The organism is Kutzneria sp. NPDC051319 (genome assembly GCF_040682195.1).
Taxonomy (GTDB): domain Bacteria; phylum Actinomycetota; class Actinomycetes; order Mycobacteriales; family Pseudonocardiaceae; genus Kutzneria.
The window spans coordinates 52,635-68,327 of sequence record NZ_JBFBAM010000029.1; the positions used below are offsets into that span (position 1 = coordinate 52,635).

Sequence of the window (15,693 nt, forward strand, 5' to 3'; positions counted from 1 at the left end):
GGAGCACGGGTCACCCTGGGAGTGGGAGCCCGGCAACTCTTTCGACTGACGGACCGTCCCCATCCAGCGCACATCACTTACCGTCAGCACGGGGTGACGAGAAAGGTGACGTGCGGGTGGGGTCGATCGAACCCATGGTATCGGTGGCCGGCCGCCGGGTGCCGCTGGCCGAATTCCTCGCCGACTGCCTCGATCCCGCCGGGGACGAGGAGCTGGTCGCCGCCCGGCTGACCTTCCTGGCCGGCGGGCTGGACGCGCTGCGCACCGCGGGCGCGCCGCGCTGGACCCAGGTCGGGCTGGCCGGCGTCGCCGCCGGGCTGTACCCGGCGCTGCGGGACGCGGTCGAGCAGCTGCTGGCCGACGGCGAGATCACCGACTTCCTGTTCACGCACGGGTCGCCGGGCATGCGGGTGCGGTTCGCGGCCGCGCCGGGCCGGGCCATCCCGGTGCGGGCCGAGGTGCGCCGGCTGGCCGCGCGCTGGCGGCGGCGCGGGCTGGTGGTCGAGGCGGTGCCCGGCGTGTACGAGCCGGAGGCGCACCTGTTCGGCGGGCCCGACTCGATGCGGCACGCCTATCAGCTGTTCACCGTGGACTCGGTGTTCTGGCTGCGCCACCACAGCAACATCGGCGACAACACGCCTTCCTGGGTGGTGTCGCTGCGCATGCTGCGCGCCGTGTTCGACGGCCTGCAGATCACCGGCTGGGAGGACCGCGACGTGTGGGCACGGGTGCGGGACATCGTCGGCGGCGAGCCGGGACCGGGCGCGGACGAGCCGGCCGGCTGGTGGACGGGCGAGGACGAGCTGCTGTCACGGCTGCCCGAGCCGACCCGTGAGCTGCTGGAGCAGCACGCCCAGCGGGTCGCGCCGGTGCTGGAGCGGTGGCGGGCCGAGTACTTCGACACCGACCAGGCCCGGGTCGGGCCGCGCGAAGCCGCGGCGTACCACGTGGTGCAGCACTGGAACCGAGCCAAGCTCGGGTCGGCGCGGCAGGCGCGGATCCTGGACTCCCTGGTCGGTCACCGTGGCGGATGAGGCCTTGACCATCGGGGCGGGCGGCCTGCTGCGCGTCGCCGGCCTGCCGGCCCGGCTGTGGACCGCGGTCGGCAACCCGGAGCTGTTCACCCAGCTACGGGAACGGCAGTGTGAGCAGTCCTCGTACGCGCGGTTCGCCGACACCCTGGCCGAGCGGCTGGGCGCGGAACTGGTGCCGCATCCGTACCTCGAACCCGAGGAGCGGGCCGAGCTGCTGGCCCTGCGGCGGCTGCTGCACCGGGGCGAGCCGGTGCCGGAGGAGGACTGCTACCGGGTGGCCGGCGCGGTCGTGGGCCTGTCGCCGGAGCTGGCCGACGACCTCACCCACGCCGGCGACTGGTCGACCGCCATGGTGGCCCGGCAGGCGGAGGCCGAGCAGGCCCTGGTGGCGGAACGTGAGCGTCTGTCCGATCTGCCGTGGCGGCTGGTGAACTCGTCGGAGTTCGCGATGCGCGCGGTCACCGAGGCCGCCCCGGGCATGGTGGACGACATCCGACGCCGCCTGTCGTTCGGCGAGACGTGGGACAGCAAGCGTTTGCGGCACCGGTCCGACTACCTGCTGCGGGTGCTGGCCCGCGGTGCGGCGAAGCCGACGCCCCGCGACTGGCTCGGGCACGTGGCGCTGCTGGGCGTCGGACAGCGGGCCGGCGCATGGACGAGCGTCGGTGCGTCCGCGGCCAACCGCGTCGCCGCAACGCGGGGCGATCGCGCGCTGCCGGACCTGGTCGGCGCGACCGTGAGCCTCACGGGACTCAACTGGATCGACGGCGATCACCTGTGCTGCTGGGTGGTGGACGCCGTCGACGGCGGCACCATGCGGCGGGTGAAGATCCGCCGCACGCCCGCGCTGGACGCGATCCGGCGCACCCTGTCGGCCGGCTCGTCCGAGGCCGACGAGCTCGTGATGCGGCTGTCGGCCGACGCCCCGGACGTGATGCGCGGCTATCTGCGGCATCTGGCCGGGCTCGGTGTGCTGGTCGTGTCCGCGCCGCCGTCGAGCGAGCTGACGGGCTGGGGGCCCACCGCCGCCGCGCCGCCGAAGCCCGGCTTCGTCGACGTGTACCGCCGGGCCGGCGGCACGATGCCGACCGAGGCCGCCTCGCGGCTGCAAAGCCTGCTGGCCCAGGCCGGCCGGGTCGGCGCGGTGCTGGCCGACGCCGCCCCGCCCACGCCGGAGCACCCGATCCTCCGACTCGTCGGCCCACAGCCGCGGCCGGTGACCGAGGTGCTGGCCGAGTTCCTCGGCCGGCACGAGGACTCCCGCGACCCGGCGCTGCACGTCTGGGACAGCGGCCTGCCCCGACAGCGGCCGGGCTGGCCGGCGGCACCGTCCGATGTGGACACTCCGTACGGTCGGCTGCTCGCGCTGCTCGACACCGACGCGGATCAGGTCACGGTGACGCCGCGGCAGTTGGACGAGATCGGCGCGCCGCCGGCCGTCACCCCGGCGTGGCCGGTCGACTGCCTGGTGCGGCCGATCGGCGTCGGTGGCGGTCACGGGGCGGTGCTGGAAGGTGCCGCACCGGCCGGCGTGGTGGACGCCCGGTTCGTCGAAGCGCTTCGACATCTGCACGGCGAACTTCCCCACGTGACGGCGTATCGCACGTTTCTGGACGAGCTCGGCCGGCGTTGTGGGGCCGAGACGGTGGAGATCCTGGTGCCACCGCAGGACTCCCAGGCCGCGGGCGCGGTGCGGCGGCCCCGGTATTGTCCGATGTGGACCGGCGACGCCGATTCGTCGGCCTACCAGCCGGCCGGCGGGCGTTATCTGGCGCTGGACCGGATCACGGTGCGCCGCGTCGGCGACCGGATCGTGGCCGAGGACGCCGACGGGCCGGACGGCCTTGCCCTGTGGCCGATGTACCACTCGGCCCGAGCACCGCTCGCGCCCTGGGGCTTACTCGTGACCCTGCTGACCGCCGCGTCGCCCGTGCGACGCCTGGCCGGGCCGGTGGCGCTGGGCAACCCGCTGGCCGCGCTGCCCGGTCGCAATCGATTGCCACGCTTGGTTCTCGCCGGTGGACTGGTGCTGTCCGGGGCCCAGTGGCGCATCGCCCGCGACCAACTGCCGGCGGCCGACCTTCCCCCCGGCGAACGGATCCGAGCCGTCGCCGCGCTGCGGATCGGCACCGGCATCCCCCGCTGGGTGTTCGCCCGCTCGCAGGGCGGGCACCAGCCCCGGCCGGTGGACCTCGACAGCCTGTCCGCGGTGCGGGCACTGGACAAACTCCTTGCCGACGACCCGGAATCCGGCCTGGTGTTCGAGGAGATGCTGCCCGACCCGCACCATCTCCCGCTGCGCGACGCCGACGGCGCGCCGGTCGCCGGCCAGCTGCTGGCCCGGCTGCCGGTGGACGCGACGCCGGGACGCCTGGCGGCGCGGGCGATGCTGGCGTGGAACGGGGTCGTGGCGGCCGAGCAGGAACGGGCACTCCCCCGTCAGCGTGACAACACGGGCGACAAGGTGGCGGTGTGAGGGGCGCGACGGACGTTCACTTTCAACAGCCATCCGAGCGAAACGTGACTCATGCGCCGACGGAATCGCCTGGTCAGAACGTGGGCGTGGGCAACAAGTCGTTACACTTTCGGCGGTTGGGGTTTCAGCCGGCGGCGAAGTAACGTAGAGTCGTAATCGGTGCGGTTCTAGTAACAACGATCTTGCTCTAACCTTGTCACCGGAACGCGGCGCCGACAACCACAGACACCCCGCTACTCCTCCCCCCGGTAGCGGGTTTAGCGAGACCCCCGTCCACCTCCCCCCTCTGGGACGGGGGTCTCGCCCTTTCTCCGTAACGATCTTCCGCTCGTCAGGCCGGCCGCGCGCCCAGGTGCCCCGCCGCCAGACATGTCCGATTCCGCCCACTTCGTTTGGCCGCGTACAACGCGGTGTCGGCGGTGCGGAGAAGATCGTCCAGGTTCAGCGCGTGATCGGGAAACAGGGCCGCGCCCACCGACGCCGTGACTCCGACAACCGCCGGATCGCCGGCGTCGCCCGTGATCGCCACGGTGAGTCGTTCCAGCGTTCGACGAATTCGATCACCGGTGTGCAGCAACGACGTCTGACTGTGCACGCCCGGAACCAGGATGCTGAACTCCTCGCCGCCAAAACGGGCCACGAAGTCGAAGTCGGGCACCTCCGCCCGCAACGCGTCGGCCACCGCCCGCAGCACGTCGTCGCCGGCGAGGTGGCCGTAGCGGTCGTTCAGGTTCTTGAAGTGGTCCAGGTCGATGATCAGCAGGCCGACGCCCTCGTTGCGACGCCCGGCCACCGCCAGCTCCTTGCGGGCGATCTGACGCCAGTGCACCGTGTTGGCCAGCCCCGTCTTGGCGTCCTGTCGGGCGTCGTTCTCGAACTGGCGCACCAGGATCGCCCGGTGCAGCACCACCGCCACCGGCACGCCGAACAGGATCACCAGCGGCGCGTGGGTCAACGCGACGGAAACGAGGACGCCCAGGCACACCGTGGCCACGTCGATGGCGTTCAGCTCCAGATCCCCGACCAGGTCGACGATCCGGGGACGCGTTGTCGTCAGGGCGATCGCGCCGCCCACCAACAACACCTGCGCCACCCAGTACACGATCGTCGCCGCCGCCAGCACCATCAGCTGCGCCAACGAGCCCGGCACATCGGTCAGCGGCGGCGGGCGATGGCCGGCCACCAGCAGCACCCCGCTGGCCGCACAGGCCGACAGAGTGATTGCCGCCGCGGAGAACCAGTTCCGGTGCGCGGGGCGGTCGAACGCCAGCCAACGTTGACCTCGCGTCAACACCACCATGCCCAGCACCAGAAGTGGCGGCAGACAGCACACCGCGGCCACCAGCCAGATGGACGTCAGGTCGACCTGGGGGCCGCCGACCGTGACCCGCCGGACCCGTTCGATGCGCCGGGACGCCTGGAGATGCACCACCGAGCACGCCGCCAGCACCGCGAAGGACAGGAGGTCACCGGCGCCGACCGGGGCCGCCGTCGCGATGGCCGCCCCCGCCGCTACCGCCGCCGTCTCCACCGTCAGCACGTACGCCACCGCCGGCGCCGGCAGCTGCCACAACGGCCAAGATCGGGTCCGCCGCCACCAGCCGCCGTCACCCATCCCGCACCGCCCCCGTGTCGTGGTCCGGCCCGCAGCCCCGACGCTAGCCCCGCCCCGCTGGCGCAGAACCAGATCTCGGCTTTGATGACCGGAAGCCCGGCGAACCAGGGGACCTTCAGGCACGGCCTGACGCAGGGAAGGACGCCTTACCCTCGTTGAACGCGGGTAAGGCGTCCTTCCCTGCATGCACCGGGTTGGAAAACTGGACTCACCGGGTAGGGTGGGGCATGGCCAGAACGTGTTCGATCGCCGACGCACTGGAGGTGATCGGCGAACGGTGGACGCTGCTGGCGCTGCGGGAGGTGCTGCTGGGCTGCCGGCGGTTCGACCAGATCGTGCAGCAGACCGGGGCGAGCCGGGACATCCTGGCCACGCGGCTGCGCAAGCTGGTGGACGCGGGCCTGCTGGAGCGGCGGCAGTACGAGCAGCACCCGCCGCGCTACGAGTACCACCCGACGGAGGCGGCGAAGAGCCTGCACACGGTGCTGCTGACGTTGATGGAGTGGGGCGACCGGCACATCAACCCGGGGCCGCCGCCCACCGTCTGGGAACACAGCTGCGGCGAGGTCCTGCACGCCCAAGTCGTGTGCGACCACTGCCGCCAGCCGGTAGAACTGGGGGAAAGCCGGGCGGTGCGGCTCGGCGGACAGCCAGTCGAGAGGTAGGGCAATGCGCTTCTCCGTCGCCATCCCGCAGTTCGCCGTCGACCCCCGCGAGGTGCGCCGGTTCCTGGCGCGGGCCGAGGAGCTCGGCTTCGACGGGGCGTGGACGCAGGAGCAGATCATCGGCAGCAAACCCGTGATCAGCCCGCTGGAACTGCTGGCCTACGCCGCCGCGTGCACCGAACGCATCCGGCTGGGCTGCGCCGTGTTCGTCACGCCGCTGCGCAACCCCGTGCACCTGGCCAAGAGCATCACCTCGCTGGACCAGCTCAGCGGTGGCCGCATCGACGTCGGCGTCGGCACCGGCGGCAAGTTCCGGCCGTTCGCCGCGTTCGACTCCAGCCCCGAGCACCTGGTCACCCGCTTCACCGAGGGCCTCGACCTGATGAAGCGGCTCTGGACCGAGCCCTCGGTCACCTTCGACGGCCGGTTCTGGCAGCTCAAGGACGCGCCCATGGAGCCCAAGCCGGTGCAGCGCCCGCACCCGCCGGTGTGGTTCGGGGCCAACCACCCCAACGCCGTCCGCCGCGCCGTCAAGCTCGGCAACGGCTTCATCGGCGCAGGATCCTCCACCACCGCCGCGTTCACCTCGTTGGTGCCCGTCGCCCGGGCCGCCATGGAGGAGTTCGACCGCCCCGACTTCATGATCGCCAAGCGCGTGTACCTGGCCGTCGACGACGACGCCGAGCGGGCCCGCACCCGTGTCGGCGAGGCCCTCGGCGCCCTCTACGCCGGCTTCCCCCTCGGCGACCTGACCTCGGTCGCCGTCTACGGCACCCCCGACGACGTGGCCCGTGGCCTCCAGGAGGTCAAGGACGCCGGCGCCGAGATGATCCTGCTCAACCCGCTGTTCGACGAGCACGAGCAGATGGAGCGCCTCGTCAAGGACGTCCTCCCCCAGCTCACCTGAGCAGAGCGTAACCGAGCCCAGCCACCGGGCCCCCCGCTTTTTGCCACATGCGCTTCCTATGTGGCACTAGAACGCAAATGGGAAGCGCATGTGGCAAAACAGGCGGGGGTCAGCGGAGTGCGCTGATAGCCTCCTCGGAGAAACCGAGCTCCGCCAACACTTCCGCCGTGTGCTCGCCGGAGAACGCCGGCGGGCCGGGGGTTCCCGAGGGGGTGCGGTCGAAGCGGGGGGCCGGGGCGGGCTGCACGATGCCGTCCAGCTCGACGAAGTTCTCCCGTGCCTTGTTGTGCGGGTGCTGCGGAGCCTCGTCGGGGGCCAGGATCGGGGCCAGGCAGGCGTCGCTGCCGACGGACAGCGCGGCCCATTCGTCACGGGTGCGACGACGCACGGCGGCGGCGATCTGTGAGCGGAGCTCGGGCCAGTTCGCGGGATCGTGGCGGTTGGACGGCAACTCAGCGGGATCGAGTTCGAGCAGGGTCACCAGTTCGGCGTAGAACTTCTCCTCCAGGGCGCCGATCGCCACGAACTTGTCGTCGGCGGTGACGTAGGTGTCGTAGTAGGGCGCGCCGCCGTCGAGGAGATTGTGGCCGCGTGGCTGGGAAAGAGCGCCATTGCCCTTGAGACCGTAGAGGAAGGTCGCCACGAGCGCGGCGCCGTCGACCATGGCGGCGTCGATCACCTGACCGAGGCCGGAGCGCTCGCGTTCGTACAGTGCGGCAAGGATTCCCGTGGCCATGAGCAGCCCGCCGCCGGCGAAGTCGCCGATGAGGTTCGACGGCGGAACGGGCCGACCCCCGTTCTGCCCGACGGGTTCCAGCGCGCCGGCGATGGCGATGTAGTCGATGTCGTGCCCGGCGGCGTCGGCCAGCGGCCCGGACTGGCCCCATCCGGTCATCCGCGCGTAGATCAAACGGGGGTTGCGGGCCTGGCAGTCACTGGGCCCGATGCCGAGTCTTTCCGTTACGCCGGGCCGAAATCCCTCCACCAGGACGTCGCTGCGCTCGACCAGGCGGAGCAGCGCCTCGACCGCCGCGGGCTTCTTGAGGTCGAGTGAGACGGAGCGACGGCCCCGGGTCAGGGGGTCGTGGGGCATGGCCGGCGGCGCGCCGGGGCGGTCGATGCGGATGACCTCGGCGCCCATGTCGGCCAACACCATGCAGCCGAACGGACCCGGCGCCAGCCCGGCGAGTTCGATGACCCGGAGGCCGGCGAGAGGCCCGGTCACAGGGACCGCCCGATGATTTCCTTCATGATCTCGTTGGTGCCGCCGTAGATCTTCTGCACGCGGGCGTCGGCCCAGATGCGGGCGATGGGGTACTCCTTCATGTAGCCGTAGCCGCCGAACAGCTGCAGGCACCGGTCGGCGACGCGGCACAGCCGCTCGCTGCCCCACATCTTGGCCATGGCGGCGGTCGGCACGTCCAGGGCGCCGACGAGGTGCTGCTCCACGCACTGGTCGATGAAGGCCCGGGCCACCGCGACCTCGGTGGCGCACTCGGCCAGCTCGAACTTGGTGTTCTGGAACTTGATCAGCTCACGGCCGAAGGCCTGGCGCTGCTTGACGTAGTCCAGGGTCAGGTCCAGCGCCACCTCCATGCCGGCGACCGCGGCGACGGCGATGAGCAGGCGTTCCTGGGGGAGCTGCTGCATGAGCTGGACGAAGCCCTGCCCCTCCCGCTCCCCCAGCAGGTTCCCGGCCGGCACCCGGACGTCGTCGAAGAAGAGCTCGGAGGTGTCCTGCCCCTCCAGCCCCAGCTTGTCCAGCACGCGTCCGCGGCGGAAGCCCTCGACCTCGGCCGTCTCGACGACGACGAGGGAGATGCCGTGGGCGCCCTGGTCGGCGTCGGTCTTGGCGACGACGATGATCAGGTCGGCCTGGGAGCCGTTGGTGATGAAGGTCTTGGCCCCGTTGATCACGTACTCGTCGCCCTGGCGCACGGCCCGGGTCCGCACGGCCTGGAGGTCGGAGCCGGCGCCGGGCTCGCTCATGGCCACGGCCCCGACCAGGTCGCCGCTGGCCAGCCGGGGCAGCCAGCGGTGTTTCTGCTCCTCGGAGCCGTAGTTCAGCACGTAGTGGGCCACGATGCCGCTGTGCACGCTGTTGCCCCACGAGCTGTCCAGCGCGCGGGCCTGCTCCTCCAGCAGCACGGCCTCGTGCGCGAAGGTGCCGCCCCCGCCGCCGTACTCCTCGGGAATGCTGATGCACATCAGCCCCAGCTCGCCCAGCCGCCGCCACAGGTCCCGGTCGACGGCGTGCTGCGCGGCGAAGCGCTCCTGGTGCGGGGTCAGCTCCTTGGCGAACACGTCCCTGGCCAGCCGGCGCAGCTGGTCCAGGTCCTCGGTCATCCAGGACGAGCGGTGCTTGGCCACGGGCCGACCTCCCCGAAGAAACAATCAGGTCTGCCGGTAAACTTACCGGCAGCCTGGATTGTTTGTGAAGACCTCGCTAGCATCGGGCCTGTGACCAGGCCGAGACTGACTCAGCAGGAGCGCACCGAGCGCACCCGTGAGCTACTGCTGGACGCCACCGTCGACTGCCTGGTCGAGCTCGGCTACGCCCGGACCTCCACCAACGAGATCTGCCGCCGGGCCGGCGTGTCGCGGGGGGCGCAGCAGCACCACTTCGCCACCAAGGCCGAGCTGATGGCCAACGCCATCGAGCACCTGGTGACCAAGCTGCTGGCCAGCATGAGCGAGCACCCGCCGTCGGCCCTGCCCGGCCCGGACCGGGTGGCCATGGGCATCGACATGCTCTGGCAGGGCTACTCGGGCTCGCTGTCCACGGCCGTGATGGAGCTGTGGGTGGCCGCCCGCACGGACCCCGAGCTGCGGGCCGCCATGCACCCGATCGACAAGGGTCTGGCCCGCAGGACATCGGAGCTCTTCCGCGAGATGCTGGGCGACCAGGTGGCCCCGGACCAGCCCGAACAGCCGCAGAAGGACATGCCGCTGTGGCTGACCGTGAACCTGATCCGGGGCCTGGCCCTGGACGCCATGCTCGGCGGCGATCCGGTCCGCCGCGATCAACTGCTCCAGGAATGGAAGACGATCGCGGTGAACACCTACGGCGCCTAGCAGTAGCGCCGCGGGGCCTTCAGCGTGTCGATCAACCGGTCGAGCACGGCCGCGGTGCTCGGCAATGAGAAGTGGTCGACGCCCGGATTGTCGTTGAGCACGTAGCTGTGGCACTTCATCGCCGACCACACCCGGTTGGCGTTGTTGGTGATGTCCTCCTGATTGCTGTCGCCGCCGGCCAGGATGAACTGGCCCGGGTCGATCAGCTGCCCCACCTTCAGGTCGGGCAGCGTGGCGCCGACAATGGTCGGCAGGCCGGAGCCCTTTTCCGCGGTCACGTCCACATTCGGGAAATACCGGGGCGTGCTGAACGGGACGGATCCGATGTAGTGCTCGGCGATCTGCGCCTCGACGGACAGGCCGGCGTCGGACAGCAGCCGGGGCCAGTCCCGTGGCGTGTAGCGACGACCGGTGGAATTGTCCTTGATGACGGTTTCCCGGTCGCCGAAGATCTTCGGATCCGACGCGCTCAGGTACGTCGACGGTGCGGTGAGATACATCCGAGCGCTGCTCGCGGCGTTCTCGACCGTCTTGGGATAGCCGAAGTCCGTCACGTTCAGTCCGGTGAACAGCACGGAGTAGAGCAGCCCCTGGCCGGGGAAGTTGCCGGCCAGCGGGGTGAAACCGTGGATGTAGGTGTCCCGCCAGGCCTGGCTGGTGTGGGTGAGCAGGTACTGGATGTAGATCGGCCCGTTGGAGTGCCCGACCAGCTGCACCGGCCGGTTGCCGTTCTCGTGGTAGGTCTGCTCGACCAGCCGCTTGGCCCGGGCGAAGAAGCCGCCCTGGTCGGGCGTGAGCCGGGCGTCGTAGCCGGCCACCCGGATGTCCTTGTCCCGGAGGTAGCCGACCGACTCCAGCTTCTTGTACAGCGGCTCGTAGAACGGGGCGCTGTCGGTGCGGCCGTAGTCGATGACCTCGACGGTGACGCCGGGCTGCTCGGAGAACCGCAGCGGCATCGGTTTGGCGGGATTTGTGTCGTACCGCAGGGTTTCCAGCTCGTCCTGGCACACCTGGCCGAACGCGCTCGGCTGGTCGTTGCGGAACCAGTCCTGGAAGTCGCCCGACCGCGGGCACTTCGGGTCGGTGCGCTGGTTGTGCACCGTCACCTGGAGTTTGGTGAGGTGGAACGCCGGAAACAGCACCACGGGCGTCCGGCCGGGCGACGATGCCCCGGCCGTGCCCGGCAGCACGGCGAGCGCGACAACGGCGGCCACCACCGCGCGGAGAAGGTTCATACCGGCCAACATAGCGAGCGGTACTCAGCAGGGCAGGTCGGCATCCACGGTGCGCCGCAAGGCACAGGTCCGTCAGTGGGTGACGGCGAAGGACAATCGGGTTCCGCCGGCCAGGTGATTGCCTTCCGGCACCACGACGTCCGCCTCCAGGCCGCCCTTGCCGGCGGTCATGCTCGGGTCGTAGCTGAACCGATAGCGCACGGTCGCCGACTTGCCCTTGGGCAGCGGCTGCTGGGCGGAGTAGCCGCCGAGATAGTCCATGCCGCCACCGATCGCCGGGTGGGGCAGGGTGACCCAGCTGCCGCTGGCCGCGTCGAACCGTTGCACGGTGCCCTTGGCCATGCCCTGCGGGCCCGGGGCGCAGCTGCAGTGCTCCAGCGCGAGCACGAAGCCGATGCTCGGATAGTTGACCGGCGAGTTGTTGCACACGGTCATGGCCACCTCGACCGGGGCTCCGGTGACCTTGACCGTGCCCGAAGGCACGCCGCTCAGGGTCACCTGCATCTGGTCGGGGATCGACACCTGCTCGAAGTCCGGCGCGGTGGGCATCGGCTCGGTCGCCGGGTTCACCTTGCAGCCGTTGTCCGTCACGGGCGTGGCGGCGGCCTTGGAACTCGTCGTGGTCAGTGCCGGCGGGCTGGTGGTCGTGGCCCGGGAGGCGGTGGTGATCAGCACAGTCGTGCTGGGCGCCGAGACCGGCGTCGACGGTGAGCACGCCACCAGGGCGAGCAGGCCGAGGCCGGCCACGGGCAGGGCCGCAAGGGCACGCTTGGACATGACGGACTCCCCTGAATTCCCGGTGTGTCGCGGACACCACTATGACGCCGGCACGGGCCGATCGTTGCCCGAATCCGCGCTCAACAATTTCCGGGATTTCCTTGAACGGCAAGGGAATTCGCTGACCGTCAGCGCAGGCGGCGCCGGGTCCGCCACACGCCGGCCAGCCGCTGCACACCCTCCAGCACAGTGTCCGGGCCGGCGGCGAAGGACACCCGCACCCGGTCGAGCTGGCCGTCCGTCGCGGAGAACACCGACCCCGGCGTGATGAGCACACCACCGCGGCGGGCAGCCTCGGCCACGGCGAGGGCATTGCCCTCGGGCAGCCGCACCCACAGCGACGCGCCGCCGTCCGGCTCCACCCATTCCCAATCGGGCAGATGAGTGGACAGCAGATCCGCGGTCCACTCGTAGCCGGCGCGCAGCTGGCTGGCCCGGGTCCGCCGCGCGCGGGGCACGTACTCCAGCAGCCGCAACGCCGCCAGCTGGCTGGGCACCGAGCTTCCCATGTCGGCCGAGGAGCGGTAGGTCACCAGCTGCTTGACGAAGTCCACAGTGGACCGTATCCAGCCGACCCTGAGGCCGCCCCAGAACAGCTTGGACAGCGAGCCGATGGACAGCACGGCGGCGTCCGGGGCCAGCGTGGCCATCGACGGCGGCGGCGGGCCGGTGAACAGCGTGTCCACAGAGGACAGATCCTCGATCAGCGCGGTGCCGGTCTCGGCCACCGCGCCGGCGATCACCTTGGCCAGCGCGGGACGCAGGTTCACCCCGACCGGATTGTGCACGGTCGGCGCCAGGTACAGCAGCCTCGGCCGGCGACTGCGCAGCAGCCGGACCAGAACGTCGGCATCCACACCGTCGTCGCGCAACGGGATGGTGCGCAGGCGCGCGCCCCGGTCCCGGAACGCGTCCAGCGCGCCCCAGTTGGTCGGATCCTCCACCAGCACCTCGTCGCCGGGCGCAAGCATCGCGGTGGCGATCAGTTGCAGCGCCTGCTGCGAACCGCTCGTCACGAGCACCTGGTCCGGCGCGGAGACCAGGCCGTCCTCGGTGCAGTGCCGGGCAATCGCCGCGCGCAGCGCCGGCAGGCCGGCGGGATGGTAGCCGTGGCCACGAACCCAGCGGCGCAGATCGTCCGGGCTGACCGAGCCCACCACCTCGGCCACCCAGTCCTGCCCGGGCAGCGCCGCGCTCGACAGGTCCGCGACGGAGCGGTCGGCGGTGCCGCTCAACGGATTGAGCCGGGTGGCCGAGCCGGGCAGGCGCGGCTGGGACACGCCGCGCACGCGGGTTCCACTGCCCTGCCGCGAATCCAGTAAACCGAGGGAACGCAGCGTTGTGTACGCGGTGACCAATGTCCCGCGGCTGACCGCGAGTGTGCTTGCCAGTGCCCGTTCGGACGGCAGCAGGATGCCCGGCGGCAGTTCGCCGGAGGAGATCAACGCGGTCAGCGCGGCGGCGAGCTGCCGGTGCAGCGACTCGCGCGCGTCGGTGCACCAGCCGTCCAACAGCCGGGCCAGCGCGGCCTCGTCGATTCTGGGGTTGTCCACGAACGTCGTCCACTTTCACCGAATTGGACTCACCCAGGCGGCCGGAATCAGGCGAGTCTTGACCATGACGGTATCGCCCAGCCCCAGGAGATGATCATGGAGTGCACCGGTCCCGCCGAGACCGGGTCGTGAGCGGGTCCCGGCTGCGTCCGGCCGATCCCGGGCAGCAGCGGACTCTCAGGCAGGCCGCGCTGTGCTACGCGGCGCACGGATGGCCGGTTGTGCCGGCCGCTTTCTTCGACGGCACACGGTACGCCTGCGTGCAGGCGGACTGCGTGCAGGACGGTCCGCATCCCGTGTGGCGCCTGTGGCAGGGGCGCGCCAGCACCGATGCCGACGTCGTGGCCAGCTGGTACCGGCTTTTCTCGTTCGCCGTCGCGCTGCCGACCGGCGTGATCTTCGATGTCGTGGAGATTCCCGAGCCGGCCGCGGTTCGCGTGCAGGACGCACTCGTCGAGCACCGCACACCCACCCCGATCGCGGTGTGGCGGGAACGCGGCGTGCGCCTGTTCTGGGTGGCCCCCGGACTACAGCCCGACAATCGACTCGGCGCGTTGAACGCCCGCATCCGCGGCGAGGGCGCCTGGGTCCCCGCCCCGCCGACCCCGACCAGACGCGGCCCCATGCACTGGTCGCTCCCGCCCGAGCAGTCCGAGTGGGCCATCCTGTCCCACGCCGACCTCGCCGCCGCCTTGGACGCCCTCAACTGACCCCGCACGTGAGTGGCTCATTTTCGTTTGGGCGGCACCTGAGCCACTCATGTGACACGAGGGCCGTACCTGAGTGGCTCAGGTGCTCGTTAATCGAAAGGGAGCCACTCACGTAGCCAAGCAGGTGCACCGGCCGTGACCGGGGGGTTTTGTCAATTGCACGATGGGGGAATTTAGTTGCCCGGGGGAGGGACCGAGAGGCTGTACGCGGTGTTACTGAACCCCCGATCGAATGATGTTCCGGCATCGAATCGGTAACCGTTCTGGCGGTGCTTCGCGACCGTGACCGGGCCGTAGGTTCACTCGCCATGACCGCCCCCACTGGATGCCCGGTCGCCGACGGACACGCCTCCGAACCGGGTGACATCAGGGCCGAGGCCGAGGAGTTCCTCCGGCTGTTCCACGGCGAGCACCCCAAGACCGGTCCCGTCGCGCCACGGCTGCAGCAGGTGCTGGCCGAGATCGACGAGACCGGCACGTACCGGCACACCGAGGGCGAGCTGGCGTTCGGCGCCCGGGTGGCGTGGCGCAACAACGCGCGCTGCATCGGGCGGCTGTACTGGCAGAGCCTGCGGGTCCGGGACATGCGCAAGGTCCGGGACGCGGCGACGGTGGCGGCGCAGTGCGCGGAGCACCTGCGCTCGGCCACCAACGGCGGCCGGATCCGGCCGACCGTCACGGTCTTCGCGCCGGACACGCCGACGCAGCCGGCCCCGCGGATCTGGAACGAGCAGCTCATCCGGTACGCCGGCTACTGGGACGCCGAGACCGGCGCGGTGATCGGCGACCCGCGGTACCTGGAGTTCACCGAGGAGGTGACCCGGCTCGGCTGGCAGCAGCCGGCCCAGCGCACCCGCTTCGACGTGCTGCCGCTGGTGGTGGAGACGCCCGAGGACGGCATCACGCTGCACGAGCTGCCACGGGCCGCCGTGCACGAGGTGGAGCTCAGCCACCCCGAGCACAACTGGTTCGCCGGGCTGGGGCTGCGCTGGCACTCGGTGCCGGCGATCAGCAACATGCGCCTGGCCATCGGCGGCGTCTCGTACCCGGCCGCGCCGTTCAACGGCTGGTACATGGGCACCGAGATCGGGGCCCGCAACCTGGCCGACCACGACCGGTACGACCTGATCGGGGAGGTGGCCGAGCGGCTCGGCCTGGACACCTCCAACGACCAGACGCTGTGGCGGGACCGGGCGCTGGTGGAGCTGAACCGGGCGGTGCTGCACTCGTTCACCCGGGCCGAGGTGACGATCACCGACCACCACACCGAGTCCGCGCGCTTCCTGACCCACCTGAGCAAGGAGGAGGACGCCGGCCGCAAGTGCCCGGCCGACTGGAGCTGGATCGTGCCGCCGATGTCGGGCGCGCTGACGCCGGTGTTCCACCGCTACTACGACACCGAGCAGCTGCGCCCCGAGTACGTGCTCGACGAGGACGCGCGGCTGCGCGGCACGACCGCCGCGCCGCGGGCGTTCCCGGAGCCGGTGGCCGCCGTGCCGCCGAAGCTGCCGCGGATCCGGCGGCTGAGCTGGTTCACCCGCCGCACCCCCGTCCCCGTGCCCTGAGTTGTGTTCGGGCCGTCGATGTCACTACCGTGATCGTCATCGCGGTTGAGAAACCAGCCGCAAGCTCCACGCGAGGCGCGG

Annotated in this window: 13 protein-coding genes; 7 read left to right on the top strand and 6 right to left on the bottom strand. The window is 71.0% G+C overall.

What is annotated here, in order from left to right; translation table 11 throughout:
* Positions 1-116: 116 nt before the first annotated feature.
* Both AB0M73_RS26655 and AB0M73_RS26660 read left to right on the top strand, forming a co-directional pair.
* Positions 117-1,034, top strand: coding sequence for a thiopeptide-type bacteriocin biosynthesis protein (locus AB0M73_RS26655; RefSeq protein ID WP_363895540.1), 918 nt, complete (start codon positions 117-119; stop codon positions 1,032-1,034).
* Between the two features lie 4 nt (positions 1,035-1,038).
* Positions 1,039-3,510, top strand: coding sequence for a hypothetical protein (locus tag AB0M73_RS26660; RefSeq protein ID WP_363895543.1), 2,472 nt, complete (start codon positions 1,039-1,041; stop codon positions 3,508-3,510).
* Between the two features lie 331 nt (positions 3,511-3,841).
* Here the strand turns inward: AB0M73_RS26660 and AB0M73_RS26665 are convergent, their stop codons facing one another.
* A complete protein-coding gene (locus AB0M73_RS26665) occupies positions 3,842-5,125 on the bottom strand; it encodes a GGDEF domain-containing protein (protein WP_363895546.1) in 1,284 nt (427 codons plus the stop codon).
* A 227-nt stretch (positions 5,126-5,352) separates the two neighbouring features.
* Here AB0M73_RS26665 and AB0M73_RS26670 point away from each other — a divergent pair, with 227 nt between their 5' ends.
* Positions 5,353-5,790, top strand: a complete 438-nt coding sequence (locus AB0M73_RS26670; protein ID WP_363895549.1) for a helix-turn-helix domain-containing protein — start codon at positions 5,353-5,355, stop codon at positions 5,788-5,790.
* Positions 5,791-5,794: 4 nt separating this feature from the next.
* Positions 5,795-6,697, top strand: coding sequence for an LLM class flavin-dependent oxidoreductase (locus AB0M73_RS26675; protein WP_043723275.1), 903 nt, complete (start codon positions 5,795-5,797; stop codon positions 6,695-6,697).
* Between the two features lie 109 nt (positions 6,698-6,806).
* On the opposite strand, the gene AB0M73_RS26680 is transcribed toward AB0M73_RS26675, so the two are convergent.
* Together AB0M73_RS26680 and AB0M73_RS26685 are read right to left on the bottom strand one after the other, a co-directional pair.
* Complete coding sequence (locus tag AB0M73_RS26680; protein WP_363895552.1) at positions 6,807-7,922, bottom strand: CaiB/BaiF CoA-transferase family protein; 1,116 nt, start codon at positions 7,920-7,922, stop codon at positions 6,807-6,809.
* The gene (locus AB0M73_RS26685) at positions 7,919-9,043 is read right to left on the bottom strand and encodes an acyl-CoA dehydrogenase family protein (RefSeq protein ID WP_363895659.1); all 1,125 of its coding nucleotides are present in this window, start codon (positions 9,041-9,043) and stop codon (positions 7,919-7,921) included. Before AB0M73_RS26685 ends, AB0M73_RS26680 begins: the two co-directional genes overlap by 4 nt.
* A gap of 114 nt (positions 9,044-9,157) precedes the next feature.
* Here AB0M73_RS26685 and AB0M73_RS26690 point away from each other — a divergent pair, with 114 nt between their 5' ends.
* Positions 9,158-9,772, top strand: coding sequence for a TetR/AcrR family transcriptional regulator (locus AB0M73_RS26690; RefSeq protein WP_363895555.1), 615 nt, complete (start codon positions 9,158-9,160; stop codon positions 9,770-9,772).
* On the opposite strand, the gene AB0M73_RS26695 is transcribed toward AB0M73_RS26690, so the two are convergent.
* The 3 genes from AB0M73_RS26695 to AB0M73_RS26705 form a co-directional block, all read right to left on the bottom strand.
* Positions 9,769-11,007, bottom strand: a complete 1,239-nt coding sequence (locus AB0M73_RS26695; protein ID WP_363895558.1) for a hypothetical protein — start codon at positions 11,005-11,007, stop codon at positions 9,769-9,771. The two genes, AB0M73_RS26690 and AB0M73_RS26695, sit on opposite strands and share 4 nt — an antisense overlap.
* Before the next feature lie 72 nt (positions 11,008-11,079).
* On the bottom strand, positions 11,080-11,784 hold the full coding sequence (locus AB0M73_RS26700; protein WP_363895561.1) for a hypothetical protein: 705 nt from the start codon (positions 11,782-11,784) through the stop codon (positions 11,080-11,082).
* A gap of 128 nt (positions 11,785-11,912) precedes the next feature.
* Positions 11,913-13,337 (bottom strand): PLP-dependent aminotransferase family protein, encoded by a 1,425-nt coding sequence (locus AB0M73_RS26705; RefSeq protein ID WP_363895564.1) that lies wholly within the window; start codon positions 13,335-13,337, stop codon positions 11,913-11,915.
* A 128-nt stretch (positions 13,338-13,465) separates the two neighbouring features.
* Between AB0M73_RS26705 and AB0M73_RS26710 the strand changes: the two genes are divergently transcribed.
* Together AB0M73_RS26710 and AB0M73_RS26715 are read left to right on the top strand one after the other, a co-directional pair.
* Positions 13,466-14,047: a bifunctional DNA primase/polymerase gene (locus AB0M73_RS26710; protein WP_363895567.1), complete on the top strand. Its 582-nt coding sequence runs from the start codon at positions 13,466-13,468 to the stop codon at positions 14,045-14,047.
* Positions 14,048-14,355: 308 nt separating this feature from the next.
* Positions 14,356-15,612 carry a nitric oxide synthase oxygenase gene (locus AB0M73_RS26715; RefSeq protein WP_363895570.1) on the top strand — a complete coding sequence of 419 codons (1,257 nt, stop codon included), beginning with the start codon at positions 14,356-14,358 and terminating at the stop codon, positions 15,610-15,612.
* The last annotated feature ends 81 nt before the right edge of the window (positions 15,613-15,693 follow it).